The 13,917-nt window shown below is 71.7% G+C and carries 12 protein-coding genes, 1 tRNA gene and 1 pseudogene; 6 read left to right on the forward strand and 8 right to left on the reverse strand.

All coding sequences use genetic code 11. The features are described 5' to 3' along the window. The first annotated feature begins 288 nt into the window (after positions 1 to 288). The 3 genes from RV983_RS08170 to RV983_RS08180 all read left to right on the forward strand — a co-directional run bounded on the left by RV983_RS08170 (position 289) and on the right by RV983_RS08180 (position 2,709). Entirely contained in the window at positions 289 to 960 is a 672-nt protein-coding gene (locus tag RV983_RS08170) for a TetR/AcrR family transcriptional regulator (RefSeq protein WP_475985112.1), read from the forward strand. Further along, entirely contained in the window at positions 957 to 1,715 is a 759-nt protein-coding gene (locus RV983_RS08175; RefSeq protein WP_475985113.1) for an SDR family NAD(P)-dependent oxidoreductase, read from the forward strand. Before RV983_RS08170 ends, RV983_RS08175 begins: the two co-directional genes overlap by 4 nt. 85 nt (positions 1,716 to 1,800) lie before the next feature. Further along, positions 1,801 to 2,709 carry an ABC transporter substrate-binding protein gene (locus tag RV983_RS08180; protein WP_475985114.1) on the forward strand — a complete coding sequence of 303 codons (909 nt, stop codon included), beginning with the start codon at positions 1,801 to 1,803 and terminating at the stop codon, positions 2,707 to 2,709. Positions 2,710 to 2,809: 100 nt separating this feature from the next. On the opposite strand, the gene RV983_RS08185 is transcribed toward RV983_RS08180, so the two are convergent. Beyond that, positions 2,810 to 5,086, reverse strand: a complete 2,277-nt coding sequence (locus tag RV983_RS08185) for a SpoIIE family protein phosphatase (protein ID WP_475985115.1) — start codon at positions 5,084 to 5,086, stop codon at positions 2,810 to 2,812. A 340-nt stretch (positions 5,087 to 5,426) separates the two neighbouring features. Between RV983_RS08185 and RV983_RS08190 the strand changes: the two genes are divergently transcribed. Further along, complete coding sequence (locus RV983_RS08190; protein WP_475990252.1) at positions 5,427 to 6,608, forward strand: glycosyltransferase; 1,182 nt, start codon at positions 5,427 to 5,429, stop codon at positions 6,606 to 6,608. Positions 6,609 to 6,774: 166 nt separating this feature from the next. On the opposite strand, the gene RV983_RS08195 is transcribed toward RV983_RS08190, so the two are convergent. The 4 genes and pseudogenes from RV983_RS08195 to sucC form a co-directional block, all read right to left on the reverse strand. Beyond that, positions 6,775 to 6,859, reverse strand: a tRNA-Leu gene (locus tag RV983_RS08195). A 186-nt stretch (positions 6,860 to 7,045) separates the two neighbouring features. After that, positions 7,046 to 7,465: a beta-class carbonic anhydrase gene (locus RV983_RS08200; RefSeq protein ID WP_475985116.1), complete on the reverse strand. Its 420-nt coding sequence runs from the start codon at positions 7,463 to 7,465 to the stop codon at positions 7,046 to 7,048. Beyond that, positions 7,465 to 8,337, reverse strand: a complete 873-nt coding sequence (gene sucD / locus RV983_RS08205; RefSeq protein WP_475985117.1) for a succinate--CoA ligase subunit alpha — start codon at positions 8,335 to 8,337, stop codon at positions 7,465 to 7,467. Before sucD ends, RV983_RS08200 begins: the two co-directional genes overlap by 1 nt. A 5-nt stretch (positions 8,338 to 8,342) precedes the next feature. Continuing rightward, a pseudogene (gene sucC, locus RV983_RS08210) lies at positions 8,343 to 9,483 on the reverse strand (ADP-forming succinate--CoA ligase subunit beta). A gap of 508 nt (positions 9,484 to 9,991) precedes the next feature. Between sucC and RV983_RS08215 the strand changes: the two are divergent. Then, the gene (locus tag RV983_RS08215) at positions 9,992 to 11,383 is read left to right on the forward strand and encodes an OFA family MFS transporter (protein ID WP_475985118.1); all 1,392 of its coding nucleotides are present in this window, start codon (positions 9,992 to 9,994) and stop codon (positions 11,381 to 11,383) included. A 154-nt stretch (positions 11,384 to 11,537) separates the two neighbouring features. Here RV983_RS08215 and RV983_RS08220 read toward each other — a convergent pair whose 3' ends face one another. Next, on the reverse strand, positions 11,538 to 11,855 hold the full coding sequence (locus tag RV983_RS08220; protein WP_475985119.1) for a chorismate mutase: 318 nt from the start codon (positions 11,853 to 11,855) through the stop codon (positions 11,538 to 11,540). 28 nt (positions 11,856 to 11,883) lie between these two features. After that, the gene (locus RV983_RS08225; RefSeq protein WP_475985120.1) at positions 11,884 to 12,522 is read right to left on the reverse strand and encodes a LysE family translocator; all 639 of its coding nucleotides are present in this window, start codon (positions 12,520 to 12,522) and stop codon (positions 11,884 to 11,886) included. Between the two features lie 68 nt (positions 12,523 to 12,590). On the opposite strand from RV983_RS08225, the gene RV983_RS08230 reads away from it, so the two are divergent. Beyond that, a complete protein-coding gene (locus RV983_RS08230) occupies positions 12,591 to 13,106 on the forward strand; it encodes a VOC family protein (RefSeq protein WP_475985121.1) in 516 nt (171 codons plus the stop codon). Between the two features lie 27 nt (positions 13,107 to 13,133). Here RV983_RS08230 and RV983_RS08235 read toward each other — a convergent pair whose 3' ends face one another. Further along, positions 13,134 to 13,814 carry a GntR family transcriptional regulator gene (locus tag RV983_RS08235; RefSeq protein ID WP_475985122.1) on the reverse strand — a complete coding sequence of 227 codons (681 nt, stop codon included), beginning with the start codon at positions 13,812 to 13,814 and terminating at the stop codon, positions 13,134 to 13,136. Between the last annotated feature and the right edge of the window lie 103 nt (positions 13,815 to 13,917).

The raw sequence follows: 13,917 nt of genomic DNA on the forward strand, positions 1-13,917 counted from the left end.
GGGATCCCGTCCGATATCACTCATCTGCGGGATGCGGGCGGGCACCGGGGCGTTGAACCATGTGCCGTCCAGGCGGGACGGGAACGCCCCGGACGCGTCCGGGGGTGTCACCGTACCCGTGATCACCGCGTCACCGGCGGGAACAGTGCGAAAGCCGGCCGAATTCCCGCCCATTTCCGTGACGTGGGCGGTGCCTGCCGGCGCGTTGCCGACGGCGGACGGATTCGAAAGGAAAGGGGTCCCTTGACAGCAGGAGGACGGACGATCACGCTGGATACCATGGAAACTATGGGAGTTTCGCCAGTTTCCCCACGTGACGCGCAGCGTGCCGACGTGATCGTGGAGGCGGCCGGCCGGCTGTTCTTCGCGCCGGGCTTCGCGTCCGTGAGCATGGACGATCTCGCTCGCGAGCTCGGGATGAGCAAGAAGACGATCTACCGCCACTTCCCCGACATGCGGAGCCTGCTGACGGAGGTGCTGGACCGGCAGTTCGCGGCGGTGGAGCGCACCTTGGCGGCGGCGGCAGAGGAGGCGCGGGGCCGGCCGTTCGGTGTGCGGATCCAGCGGTTCCTGATCGCGGCCGGCACCGAACTCGGGCGGATCGGCGCGGCTCAGCTCGCTGCGGGGCGAGGCGATGTGATGCTTCGCCAGTACGTAAAGCAGCGGGCGGACGCGGTGATCCACCGGCCGCTCGACGAACTGTTCCGGGACGGACACCGGCGGGGTCTGCTGCCGGCGCCGCCCGAGCTGATCGGTGAGATCACCCGCGGCGCGCTGGAGCGGTTGCTCACCTCGCGGTTGCCGGGCGAACTGGAGTGCACCGCGGCGGATCTGCTGCGGGCGACCGTCGACACCGTGCTCTACGGGGCGATCCGCCCGGCACGTCCCGGCGCCGGCGACGAACAATCCGGGGCGGTCATCGCGACGGCCCGCGACGACGAGGAGGAAGTGGGCCCATGACTGGGGCAACCGGCAGGGTGGCATTGGTGACGGGCGCCAGCAGCGGAATCGGCGCCGCCACCGCGGGCCTTCTGGCCGCGCGGGGGATGCGCGTGGTGGTCAACTACCTCCGCAGCGACAAGGCGGCCGCGGACGTGGTGGCGGGCATCGAGGCGGCGGGCGGCCAGGCCATGGCCGTACGGGCCGATGTCCGCGAGCCGGCGGCCGTCGAGGGCATGGTCGAGCAGGTCCGGACGGCGTGGGGCGGCGTCGACGTGCTCGTGCACAACGCGCTCATCCCCTACGCGGTCAGGTCCTTCCAGGACATGACGTGGGACGAACTGGGCGGCAAGATCGACGGCGAGATGCACGCGGCGTTCGCGGTCACGAAGGCCGTCCTGCCCGCCATGACCGAGCAGGGGTGGGGACGCATCGTCTACCTCGGCACCGGCCTCAGCCGCCGGCCCCGGGAGGGCATGATCGCGCTGGGCACGGCCAAGGCCGCGCTGGAGCAGTTCGCCCGCTACCTCGCCCAGGAACTGGGGCCGCACGGCATCACGGTCAACGTCGTCGCTCCCGGACCGGTGGACGACACCCGCATGGCGGCGGACGTGCTGGACGACGCGCTCAAGCAGCGGCAGATCGCCGCCACCCCCATGGGCCGGCTCGCGCACCCGGCCGACGTCGCCGAGGCGGTCGCCTTCTACGCCGGCGAGGACAACGCCTTCATGACCGGCACGACGGCCGCGGTCAACGGCGGGATGTCCATGCACTGAGGCGCCGCCGCCCTCGCACCCATGGCCGCCGCGACGCCCGCGACACGCGGGCGAAGGGCGGTGACACGATCAAGGAAGGGTGTTCATGCACACCATCGATCTCGCCTATGTCGGGCGGGGCCTGCACGAGGAACTGGCCGCCTACATCGCCGACCAGGAGGGCTACTACGCCGACGAGGGCGTCCACGTCTCGCTGCGCGACGGCTGCGGCTGGGACGACGAGCGGCTGCGCCGCGGCGCCACCATCGGGCTCGGCAGGGCCCTGCTGTCGCGGCTGACCGACGGCACCCCCTGGGTCGCCCTCAATGTCAACACCCACCGCCCGCTGTTCTGGTTCCTCGCCCGCCCCGGCCTGACCTCCCTCGCCGACCTGGCCGGCCGGCGGCTGGCGGTGCACGCCCCCCGCACCGCGCCGGGGTGCTTCACCCGGATCGTGCTGCGCGAGGCCGGCCTCGACCCGGACCGCGACATCGACACCGTCGTCCGGATGCCCGGCGACTACGGCTTGGACCTGCGCGGCCTGCGCGACGGCAGCCTCGACGCCGCCCTGGTCGGCAGCACCATGGCGCCGGAGGCGGTGGCCGCCGAGCACGGCTGGCGGGTGCTGGCCTGGGTCGGCGGCCACTTCCGGATCCCCACGGTGGGCGTGGCCGTCGACCCCACGTACACCGACCCGGACGGTCCCGCCGTCCAGGCCGTCGTACGAGCCCACCGGCGGGCCCTCCTGGTGATCCACAACGACCCCGATACCACGGTGCGGCACATGCGGACGTTCCTCGGCGGACACACCGAGGACGAGGTCCGCACCCACTACGAGACGTTCATCGCGCCGTACTTCACCGTCGACGGGCAGGCCGACCTCGCCGTCGGCGGCACGGCGATCGCCGCGGTCGCCGCCGAGCTCGGCGTCCCCGCCGGCTTCACCGCGGCCGACTTCTACCGCGGCGCGGCCACCACGCCCCGGGAGCCGGCGGCGACGGCGTCGCGCCGGTAGCCCGGGACCGGCCCGGACGCCGGCTGACGGGTGCGCCGCCCCTCAGCCGGCGTCCGGGCCGGTCCGGGCCAGGAGGGCCCTCCCGGGCCCGTGGGCGGCCTCAGGCGCCCGGGATCGCCATCTCCAGCCAGACGGTCTTGCCGCGCCCGTTCGGCGAGCTGTTCCACGCGCTGGCCAGGGCGTCGACGAGGAAGAGGCCGCGTCCGGACTCGGCCTGGGAACTGCCCTCCTCGGTCAGGGAGAAGGCCGAGGGGACGGGCGGGTCGCTGTCGGAGTCCCGGACCTCCATGCGGATGTTGTCGCCGAAGGCGCGCAGCCGTACGTCGACGTCACTGCCCGCGTGGATGAGCGCGTTGGTCACGACCTCGGAGGCGACGAGCTGGAGGTCCTCCGACATCTCCTCCAGGCCCCAGGCGCGCAGCGAGTCGTCCACGAAGCCCCGGGCCGTCTTGACGCCCAGCAGGTCGTGCTCCTGGAGGTGCAGGTGTCCCGTCCGGGACGCGTCGCGGACGCCGGCGCCCTCGAAACCGGCCAGCAGCAGCACGGCGTCGTCGCGGCGGTCGTGGAACCCCGGCGTCTCGGCGACGACGCCGTCGGCGATCTCTTCGAGATTGGCTCCCGCCGTGCTGCCGCTACGGAACAAGGCGGCCGCGGCGACGGTGGGGTCCGGGGCACACGGGTCCACCAGACCGTCGGAGTACAGCATGAGCACCGACCCCGGCGCGACGGTGTGCTCCCGCGCACGGCAGGCGGCGGGGACGGAGACGCCGAGGGGCACGTTGGAGGGGGCCTCCAGGACGGTGACGACTCCGTCGGGACCCATGACGAGCGGCGGTGGATGGCCCGCGAGGGCCACCTCGGCCACACCGTCAACGGTGTCCAGGGCGATGACGCAGCAGGTGGCGAGCAGGTCGGTGCCGAGCCGTGCGAGCAGTCTGCCGGTCCGGTCGATGACCGCGGCGGGCCGGTGCCCCTCGGTGACGTAGGCCACCACCGCTCCGCGCAACTGGCCCATGAGGGCCGCGCTCTCGATCGAGTGCCCCTCCACGTCGCCCACCACCAGCACGGCGCGCCGGCCCGGCAGATCGATCACGTCGTACCAGTCGCCGCCGACCTCGGACGCGGCCACGGCGGGCTGGTAGCGGGCCGTCGTCGTCAGCTGGGGCGACTCCGAGAGCACCGGGGGAAGCAGCCGCTTCTGCAGGCTCTCGGCGAGTGCGTGCCGCTTGCGGCCCAGTTCCACCCGTTCGACGGCCGGGCCCATGGAACCCGCCATCATCGACAGAACGGCCCTCTCCTCGGGCGAGAAGCGGCGCGGTCCGCCGAACTCCAGGCAGCACACACCGACGACCTGGTCCTTCCCGATGAAGGGGAGGTCGATGACGTGGCGGTTCCCGACGAGAGGGAGGTAGGCCGCGGAAGGGGACCCGTCGTCGGGGAGAAGGGGTCCCGCCGCGAGCGGAGTGCAGCCACCGGCGACGACCAGCGCCCGCCGCCGTACCGCCTCCGCCGCCGGTTCCGTGGTGTGCAGCCCGCTGCCGTGGAGGGTCCGGGCCAGTTCCGAGGAGGCCCCACTGTGCCCCACGACCCAGAGGCGGCCCCGGCCGACGGACGCCAGCACCAGGGCCCTGGCGTGGAACGGGGCCATGACGCAGAACCGCGCCGCCCCGACGAGCTGGTCCAGGGTCGTGGCCTGGTTGACCATCTCGGACAGCCGTCGCAGGGGGTACATGAGGCTCAGACCCGCGGAACCGGGGACGCCGCGCACCCCCCACAGGACGTCGCCGGCCGCCTCGTCCACCGTTTCGGCGTAGCCGGCACGGACGATGGGGGCCAGGACGGGCATGTGCCCCGGCACGATCGCCGTGCCGTGCGCGGCGAGCACGGCGAAGGTCTGCGCGAGGCGGTCGCCGAGCACCGCCAGCCGCGCGCGGTCGGCGCCGTCGTAGCCGCCCCGGGTCTCCGGACGGAGCACGGACAGCGCGCCGAAGCGCACGCCGTCGGTGACGAGCGGGGCAGCGGCGACGGCGAAGGGGTAGTGCGGGAGATCGAGCGGCAGATCGCGCCGGACGTCGATCTGCGGATCCAGATCGGTCAGGACCACGACCTCCTCGGCGGCCAGGGCGCGTGCGGAGGCGTAGGGGGCGTCCAGCGCCATGTGTCCCGGGAGGGTGAACACCGACGGCGAGCTGCCGCCGATCATGGCCGCCTCGAGTTCGCTGCCGTCCTCGGCCAGGAGGTAGACGGCCGCCGCAACGCCGTCCAGCCGGTCCGCGGCATCGCGGAGAGCACGGTGGATCACCGTCGCCAGATCGCCGCCCAGGCTCCGGGCGGGGACCGTTGCGCGGTCGTGGCCTGTGACTGTCCGGCTGCTCATCACGGAAGTTTCCTGTCCGTCGGCAGTATATGTGCGATTCCTCCGTGGACGCCCGAATCGACCTCCCTGGCGGAATCCCGCTCGGATCGCCCGCACAAACGGGCAGAACCGCCGCATTCACGCACCTCTGGGTGCCCCCACGGGAGCCCGATTTGGCACCGTATGGACCCCGGTTCAGGTTGTTGGGTCGGAGACAACCGATCGTACGTCCAGGCGATGGGCCATGTTCAGGACCGCGTCATCTCCATACCCCCAGATATCGGCTAACCCGCAGATCACGGGGGTCGTTCAGAACTTCTGCAAGGCGGGTGATGGTGTGCGCGTGACGCACGGACTGCGTGTGCTCTCCGTTTATGAGGGCTTCTTCTCCGGTGGGGCCCGGATCCTGCACAGCGACGTCGTCCTCGGACTGCGCGAGGGCGGCCAGCACCACAGCGTGCTCAGCATGCACGGAGAGGTGCACCGCGAGGCCACTCGCCAGCCGATGGAGAACGACGCCTGCTACCGGTCGCTGACCGCGGCCGGTGTGGAAGTCGCCTCCCTGGGCCGCAGCTTCGGGCCGGCCGGGGGCCCGACGGCCTTCACCGGACCGGAACTGGCCGCGACGGCCAGGGCGACGGCAGCCGCCGACGTCATCCTGTCGCTGAAGGAACAGCCGCTGGAACTGCTCAATCAGGCCGGTCTGCCCCTGCGGCCCGTCGTGGTCTGCCTGCACCGCTCCGACCCGGAGAATCAGGGCCCTGCCCTGGAGGAGCTGAAGGCCGCCGTCGCGAGCGGCAGGATCGCGGCCTGCGTCTGCTGCGCCGAGTCCACGCGCGTCGCGTACGAGGCCGCCGGGATTCCGGGCGAACTGCTGCACGTCATCCCGAACGGGGTGGACCTGCTGCGCTTCCGCCCCGACCCGGCGCGGCGGGTCATGCTGCGCACCACATTGGGCGTCCCGGACCACGCGCCGGTGGTCGTCTTCGCCGCGCGCTACGCCACGATGAAGAACGTTCCGCTGTTCCTGCGGGCCGCGCAGGCGTGGCTGCGGCGCGAGCCCACCGGGCACATCCTGATGTGCGGCGCGGGCATGACCGAGGCCAACCTCGCGTTGCGCGCGGACATCGCGGCCGCCTTCGGCGACGGGGCCCGGCTTCCCCGCGGGCTCCATCTGCTCGGCGTACGGGGCGACATGGAGACCGTCTACGCGGCCTCCGACGTGGTGGCCCTGACGTCCTCCTCGGGGGAGGCGGCGCCACTGTGCCTGATCGAGGGCATGATGTGCGGCGCCGTCCCGGTCGCCACCGACGTCGGGGACACGGTCGCGATCGTGGCCGGCCACGGCATCATCACCCCGCAGGACCCGGAGGCGATCGCGTCGGCCTGGGCCGATGCCTTCGACCGCCGGGCGGAGTTCGCCCCCTTCCTGGCCCACAGCCGGGAACGCTTCAGCCGTACGCGGATGATCGCCGCCTACGCCACGCTCCTCGACCGTGTGCACCAGGGAATGGGCACGGCAGCGCTGCCGGAGGCGCTCTGAGGGACACGACCGGCGACGGGGCCGCCACGCTCCGCAGCGCCACGGGCGGCCGGGAGACCGGCCGTTCCGTGCGCTCGGACCGTGCAGCGGCCCCGTATACCCCTGGAACGCACAAAAGCCGACCGGGATCGCTCCCAGCCGGCGTTTTCCATCGCTGTGACTGCTGTGTCCGAGGGGGGACTTGAACCCCCACGCCCGATAAAGGGCACTAGCACCTCAAGCTAGCGCGTCTGCCATTCCGCCACCCGGACCGGGTGTCCGACCGCGGGGTATCCCCGCGGCGACATGGACAACGATACCAAGGATTCGGGGTGGGTTTCACCTGCGTATCCGCTGGACGGGAGGGGTGTGCGTACGGGAACGGGACCCCGGCACCGCACGCCGCCGGCGGGGGCCAGAGAGCGTGCGGTGCCAGGGCCGCGGTCATCCACCCGGTCTCACAGGAGACGGACCTCGCGCAGCGCGCCACTGCGGGTATAGAGGAATCCCCGCACCGCCTCGGTGTGGGGCAGTCGCGCGTTGCCCTCGACGCGGGTCATGCACGTGCGCAGGTCCTCGGCCGGATCGCTGAGGGCCGTGCAGTCCTCGTGGTGCACCAGCACGATCTCGCGGGTGCCCTCGCGCAGCTGGCTCAGCCGGAGCGAGCGGAGCGCGTCGTCGGTGACGCAGCCGCCCGCGTTGCGGATGACATGGGCGTCGCCCGGACGCAGGCCGAACATCGCCTCGACGCCGAGCCGGGCGTCCATGCAGGCGAGGATGGCGACCCGGGTCTGCGGCTCGCGTTTCCTCGGGTCGAGCGGCGCGAGGGCGGCCCCGACGTCGTGCCGGCGGATGAGCAGGTCCTCGGTGCCCGTCATCACAGCAGCCCGCGGACGAGGAGCGCGGTTTCCGAGGGCGTGCTGCCGACGGCGACACCCGCCGCCTCCAGGGCCTCCTTCTTGGCCCGGGCGGTGCCCGCCGAGCCGGACACGATGGCGCCCGCGTGGCCCATGGTCCTGCCCTCGGGGGCGGTGAAGCCCGCGACGTACCCGACGACGGGCTTGGTGACCAGGCGCGAGATGTAGGAGGCGGCCCGCTCCTCGGCGTCGCCGCCGATCTCGCCGATCATCACGATGAGGTCGGTGTCGGGGTCGTCCTGGAAGGCGCGCAGGCAGTCGATGTGGGTGGTGCCGATCACCGGGTCGCCGCCGATGCCGACGGCGGTGGAGAAGCCGAGATCGCGCAGCTCGTACATCAGCTGGTAGGTGAGGGTGCCGGACTTGGAGACGAGTCCGATGCGTCCGGCGGTGGTGATGTCGGCGGGGATGATGCCCGCATTGGACTGCCCCGGGCTGATCAGGCCGGGGCAGTTGGGGCCGATGACGCGCGTCCCGGCCGCGGTGGCACGGGCCCGGAAGCCGACGGTGTCGTGCACGGGGACGCCCTCGGTGATGACGACGACGAGAGGGGCCCCCGCGTCGGCCGCCTCGTCGACGGCGGCGCGGACGAAGGGCGGCGGGACGAAGACGACGCTGACGTCCGCGCCCGTGGCGCCGATCGCCTCCTTGACCGACCCGAAGACCGGGACGATGCGCCCGTCGAACTCCACGTGGGTGCCGGCCTTGCGCGGGTTGACGCCGCCGACGATGTCCGTGCCCGAGGCCAGCATGCGGCGGGTGTGCTTCATGCCCTCCGAACCGGTCATGCCCTGCACGATCACCTTGCTGTTGCGGTCGATGAAGATGGCCATCGCGATCAGCTCCTTGCGGGCGCGGCGGCCCGCGCGGCCGCGCCGTCCATGGTGTCCAGCTGCTGTACGAGGGGCCCCAGCGACGGCGCGGCGGCGTCGAGGACGGCCCGGCCGAGCTCGGCGTTGTTGCCGTCGAGGCGCACGACGAGGGGCTTGGTGAGGTCGACGAGGCCGAGGGCCCGCACGATGCCGTCGGCGACGGCGTCGCAGGCGGTGATGCCGCCGAAGACGTTGACGAGGACGGAGGTGACGTCGGGGTCGGAGAGGATGACACCGAGGCCGTCGGCCATGACCTGGGCGGAGGCGCCGCCGCCGATGTCGAGGAAGTTGGCGGGGGGCGCCGCCGTGGTGGGCGACCACGTCGAGGGTGCTCATCACGAGGCCCGCGCCGTTGCCGATGACGCCGACCGTGCCGTCGAGTTTGACGTAGTTGAGGCCCTTGGCGCGGGCGGCGGCCTCCAAGGGGTCGCCCTCGCCGGGGGTCTCGTAGGCCGCGTGGGCGGGGTGCCGGAAGCGGGCGTTGGCGTCGAGCGACACCTTGCCGTCGAGGGCGAGGATGCGGCCGTCCTCGGTCCGTACCAGCGGGTTGACCTCGACGAGGAGGGCGTCCTCCTCGGTGAAGACCTCCCACAGGGCGATCAGGACCGGCACGGCCTCGTCCGGCAGGCCGCCGGCGGCGGCGATCTCGCGGGCCTTCTCCTCGGTGACGCCTTCGTCGGCGTCGACGGGGATGCGGGCCAGGGCCCCGGGCCGGGTGGCGGCGACCTCCTCGATGTCCATGCCGCCCTCGGCCGAGGCCATGGCGAGGAAGGTGCGCTCCGCGCGGTCGAGCAGGTAGGCGACGTAGAACTCGTCCTGGATGTCGGCGGTCTCGGTGAGCATGACCGTGCCGACGGTGTGCCCCTTGATGTCCATACCGAGGATCGCGCGGGCCTGGGCCTCCGCGTCCGCGGGGTCACTGGCGAGTCTCACCCCGCCCGCCTTGCCCCGGCCGCCGGTCTTGACCTGGGCCTTCACCACGACGCGTCCGCCCAGGCGCTCGGCCGCGGTGCGGGCCGCCGCGGGGTCGTCCACCACGGAGGAGTCGAGCACGGGGACGCCGTGGCCCGCGAAGAGCTCCCGTGCTTGGTACTCGAACAGATCCATCGTCAAACTCACCTGCCCTGACTGGAGTCGGCGGAGAATCCGGTGCACACCTCTGGACACCGGCTGGCCGATGAGGGATAAACGTCTGCATACAGTATTCGTCGGCTGTATGCAATGTACAGACTCCTGAACGGAATCGCACCAAGGATCCACTCACCGGCCCGAACGGAAGGACCCGAATCGCCATGCACCAGGGCAACTTCGCACCCGCGGCCGGGAACATCGCCGGCGGTGCGCCGCCGTAGGCGGACGGGACGGCGAGCACCTTCCTCCGCGAGCACGTCCCTCCGCGAGCGCGGCCCAGCCGCCGCGCCCGGGCCGAGCAGTCGGCCCGCAACGATCCTGCCCGGACGGCGTCGTACCGGGCAGTCGCTCCCGCTTGCGAGCGGAGCACAAGGGGCGGCACCGGTACCGCGTCACGCGCGGCCGGACCGCCCGCCCCGGAAGCACCACAAGAGAACCGTCCAGGGGGCGCTGGCCCGGCTCTTACGAGGCAAGGGGAACGACAATGGCGTCATCAACATCGTCTCAACCACCCAGCACGTACACGGAGGTGACGGACCGCAACGGCCGCACGTACCGGATCGGTGAATCCGACCGGCAGATCATGGGGCGGCCCCGGTGGACCATGGTGATCCTGCCGTGGGTCGCCATGATGGCCATCAGCTCCTCGGAGTACGCGTTCACCTCCGCCGAGGACACGCTCTCCGACGCGCACAACTGGCACGGCGCGCACATCTTCTGGCTGCTGGGCGTCTGGATCCTCTTCCAGGCGGCGGTGGCCTTCCCGGCCGGCAAGATGCGGGAGAACGGCACGCTGTCGGCGCGCGCGGCGATGGTGCTGGGCGCGGCAGGCACCCTGGTCGGCTACCTGTCGCTGGCCCACGCGCCCAATGTCTTCTGGGCGTACCTGGGCTTCGGCTTCTTCGGTGGTGGCGGCGCCGGTTTCGTCTACGCGACCTGCATCAACATGGTCGGCAAGTGGTACCCGGAGCGCAAGGGCGGCAAGACCGGCTTCGTCAACGGCGGTTTCGCCTACGGGTCGGTGCCCTTCATCTTCCTGTTCAAGTCCTACATGGACCTGGGCAACTACGAGAACATCCTGGTCGTGGTGGGTATCGGCCTGGCGCTGGCCGTCGCCGTCAGCGGCTTCTTCTTCAAGGACCCGCCGAAGAACTGGTGGCCCGCGCACATCGACCCGCTCGCGGTCTCCGACGACCCCCGGGTACGCCGGGCGCTGGAGAAGAACCCGCCGGCGGTCAAGCAGTACACCCCGATGGAGGCCGTCAAGACCGGCGTCCTGCCGCTGATGTGGTTCTGCCTGCTCTGCACGGCGGGCGTGAACATCTTCGGCATCTCGTTCCAGGTCGACTTCGGTGACGAGATGGGCTTCGCGGGCGGCATCGTGGCCCTCGCCATGAGCCTGAAGGCGATCGTCAACGGCACCGGCCGCGGCGTCATCGGCTGGATATCCGACCGGTACGGGCGGCGGCAGACCCTGACGTTCGTCTGCGTGGTGCTGGGCCTGGCGCAGTTCGCGGTCTACTTCTCCGGCTCGATGGGCAGCATGCCGCTGTTCCTGCTGGCGTCGATGATCTCGGGCTTCGGCGGCGGCGCGATCTTCCCGTTGTTCGCCGCGATGACCGCGGACTACTTCGGGGAGAACAACAACGCCTCCAACTACGGCTTGGTCTACAGCTCCAAGCTGGTCTCCGGCCTGGTCGGCGCGGGCGTCGGCAGTGTCGTGGTGGGGGCCTGGGGCTACGGCGGCGCGTTCATCCTGGCCGGCTGCATCGGACTGTTCACCGGTGGTCTGTCGCTGCTGCTGCGGCAGCCGGGCCGTCCCCGCGTCAAGGACATCCGGCCGAACCCGCAGCCCATCAGCCGGGAGATGGTCTGAGATGCCGGCGGAGAACCCGGTGGGCCCGGTGACCCGGGCGGTGCCCGCGACATCGGGTTCCGCGTCCCGGCCGGCCTCGTCCGGCCGGTGGGGAGTCAGGACGGCATGACGGGAGCCTCAGCCGTGGAACCTCACGGCTGAGGCCCACGCGGAGTCATCCGGAGCGGTCGGCCGCGATCGCCTTGTGGTGCCGGATGACCTCTTCGACAATGAACTTGAGGAACTTCTCCGCGAAGGCCGGGTCGAGGTGCGCCTCCTCGGCCATCTGCCGCAGCCGCGCGATCTGCTCGGACTCGCGCCGCGGGTCGGCGGGCGGCATGTCGTACGCGGCCTTCAACTGGCCCACCTGCTGGGTCGCCTTGAAGCGTTCCGCGAGCAGGTGGACCAGCGCCGCGTCCAGGTTGTCGATACTGCCGCGCAGGTAGCGCAGGCGCTCCAGTGCGACTGCGTCGTCCGCGTGTCCGTCGTCCATCCGCCCAGCCTATCCAGCGGCGCGGTGATCAGTCGGTACGCCCCGTCGCGGCGACCGTCACGCCCAGGCCGATCATGGCCAGGCCCCCGGCGCCGCCCACCATCGACAGCCGGCGCGGCGAGCGGGCGAACCAGGAGCGGGCCGCGGAGGCCACCAGGCCCATGGTGCTGTCGGAGGCCAGCGCGATGACGTTGAAGACCAGGCCGAGCAGCAGCATCTGCGCGGTGACGTGTCCGGCGGCGCGGTCCACGAACTGCGGCAGGACGGCCGCGTAGAACACCATCGTCTTGGGGTTGGACACCCCGACCACGAAGCCCTCGGACAGCGTGCGCAGCACGCCGCGCGCCGCCCCCGTCTCCCCGGCGGCCATGCTGAGCGCCTTGCGGTGCCGCAGCGCCTTGGCCCCCAGGTACACCAGGTACGCGGCGCCCGCGAGTTTCAGCGCGGCGAACAGCAGCGCCGAGCGTTCCACGACCGGGCCGACGCCGAACGCGACGGCCAGGACGAGGACGTACGAGCCCAGCGTGTTGCCGGCGACGGAGGTCAGCGCCACGCGGCGGCCGTGGGCCAGCGCGCGGCCGATGACGAACAGCACGCTGGGGCCCGGGATGAGCACCAGCAGGAGCGATACCAGGGCGAATGCCGCCAGTCGGTCGATGGTCACCATGGCCGGAGGCTAATCGGGTATATGTTCCGGCGCACTGGATTTTCGGCGGGGACGGAAGGCGGGACGACATGGGTCAGCCGCAGGGCAAGGAGCTGGAAGCCGTACGGGCGCGACGGGAGGAGCTGCGCGCGGCCTATCTGCGCGAGCCCGGCAAGCGGCCCGCGACGACGGCGGCGGGGGTGCACCACGCGGCGTTCATCTGCCGCGACGTCGAGGAGACCATCGGTTTCTACCAGGAGTTCCTGGGCTTCCCGCTGGTGGAGCTGGTGGAGAACCGCGACTACGCGGGTTCCAGCCACTTCTTCTTCGACATCGGCAACGGGAATCTGCTCGGCTTCTTCGACTTCCCCGGCCATGAGCACCCCGAGCAGCACGAGACCATCGGCGGCCTGCAGCATATGGCGCTGTCGGTGACGGCGGAGCAGTTCGACGCGGCGAAGGAGCGCCTGGACGCGGCCGGCACCGACTACCTCGGACCGGACCGGGGCGTGGACAACAGCCTGTACATCCGTGACCCGAACGGCCTCAACCTGGAGCTGTACCGGGAGCGGCTCGGCTACTTCGAGGGCGAAGCGCTGCTCTGATCCGGCGGGCCGGACCGGGGGCCGCGCTCAGTCCTTGCCGGCGCGGTGGTGGTAGGAGTTCCGGGTCTGCTCGGTGTGGGCGCGCATGACCTCGCTCGCCCGCGCCGCGTCGCGCGCGGCGATGGCCCCGATCAGCTCACGGTGCTCGATCCAGGACTGCATGCCGCGCTGCCGGGCGACCGGGGTGTAGTACCAGCGCACCCGCCGGTCGACCTGCCGGGAGAGCTCGGCGAGGACCGCGTTCCCGGCCAGCTCCATCACGTAGGCGTGGAGGGCGGCGTTCGCCGCCACCACTGCGTCCACGTCGTCCGCCGCGACCGCGGCCTCGCCCGTCGCGCACAGCTCGGCCAGCCGCTTCAGCCCCTGGGCACCGGCGTTGGCTGCGGCGAGGCGCGCGGCCTCGGTCTCCAGCAGCGCGCGGACGACGAGGAGCTGGTCGGCCTCCTCCTCGGTGGGCTCGTGGACGAACGCCCCCTGCGCCGGGCGCAGATCGACCCATCCCTCGGTGTTCAGCCGCTGCAGCGCCTCGCGCACGGGCTGGCGGGACACCCCGAGGTGGCCGGCCAGTTCGGTCTCCACCAGATGCTGACCGGGGCTCAGGGCCCGGGTGATGATGAGTTCGAGCAGCGCCTCGTACACCCGCTCGCGCAGGGGTCCTGGACGCTCCAGTTTGGGCACGGATCCCTGCGACAGCCCAGTGGACAGCATCTCGGCCCCCAACCTTTCCGGGGATGACTGGCTTTCGTCTACAGTCTACTGGGGGCCGGACCCGGTGGGGACACCGCCCCTGCGCATGACGCTCTTCACATCC

The sequence above is a fragment of the Streptomyces sp. RLA123 genome, from assembly GCF_056270165.1.

Coding starts and splice junctions, on each gene's coding strand:
- RV983_RS08170 (WP_475985112.1), top strand. CDS start 289: ATGGGAGTTTCGCCAGTTTCCCCACGTGACGCGCAGCGTGCCGACGTG.
- RV983_RS08175 (WP_475985113.1), top strand. CDS start 957: ATGACTGGGGCAACCGGCAGGGTGGCATTGGTGACGGGCGCCAGCAGC.
- RV983_RS08180 (WP_475985114.1), top strand. CDS start 1,801: ATGCACACCATCGATCTCGCCTATGTCGGGCGGGGCCTGCACGAGGAA.
- RV983_RS08185 (WP_475985115.1), bottom strand. CDS start 5,086: ATGAGCAGCCGGACAGTCACAGGCCACGACCGCGCAACGGTCCCCGCC.
- RV983_RS08200 (WP_475985116.1), bottom strand. CDS start 7,465: ATGACGGGCACCGAGGACCTGCTCATCCGCCGGCACGACGTCGGGGCC.
- sucD (WP_475985117.1), bottom strand. CDS start 8,337: ATGGCCATCTTCATCGACCGCAACAGCAAGGTGATCGTGCAGGGCATG.
- RV983_RS08215 (WP_475985118.1), top strand. CDS start 9,992: ATGGCGTCATCAACATCGTCTCAACCACCCAGCACGTACACGGAGGTG.
- RV983_RS08220 (WP_475985119.1), bottom strand. CDS start 11,855: ATGGACGACGGACACGCGGACGACGCAGTCGCACTGGAGCGCCTGCGC.
- RV983_RS08225 (WP_475985120.1), bottom strand. CDS start 12,522: ATGGTGACCATCGACCGACTGGCGGCATTCGCCCTGGTATCGCTCCTG.
- RV983_RS08230 (WP_475985121.1), top strand. CDS start 12,591: ATGGGTCAGCCGCAGGGCAAGGAGCTGGAAGCCGTACGGGCGCGACGG.
- RV983_RS08235 (WP_475985122.1), bottom strand. CDS start 13,814: ATGCTGTCCACTGGGCTGTCGCAGGGATCCGTGCCCAAACTGGAGCGT.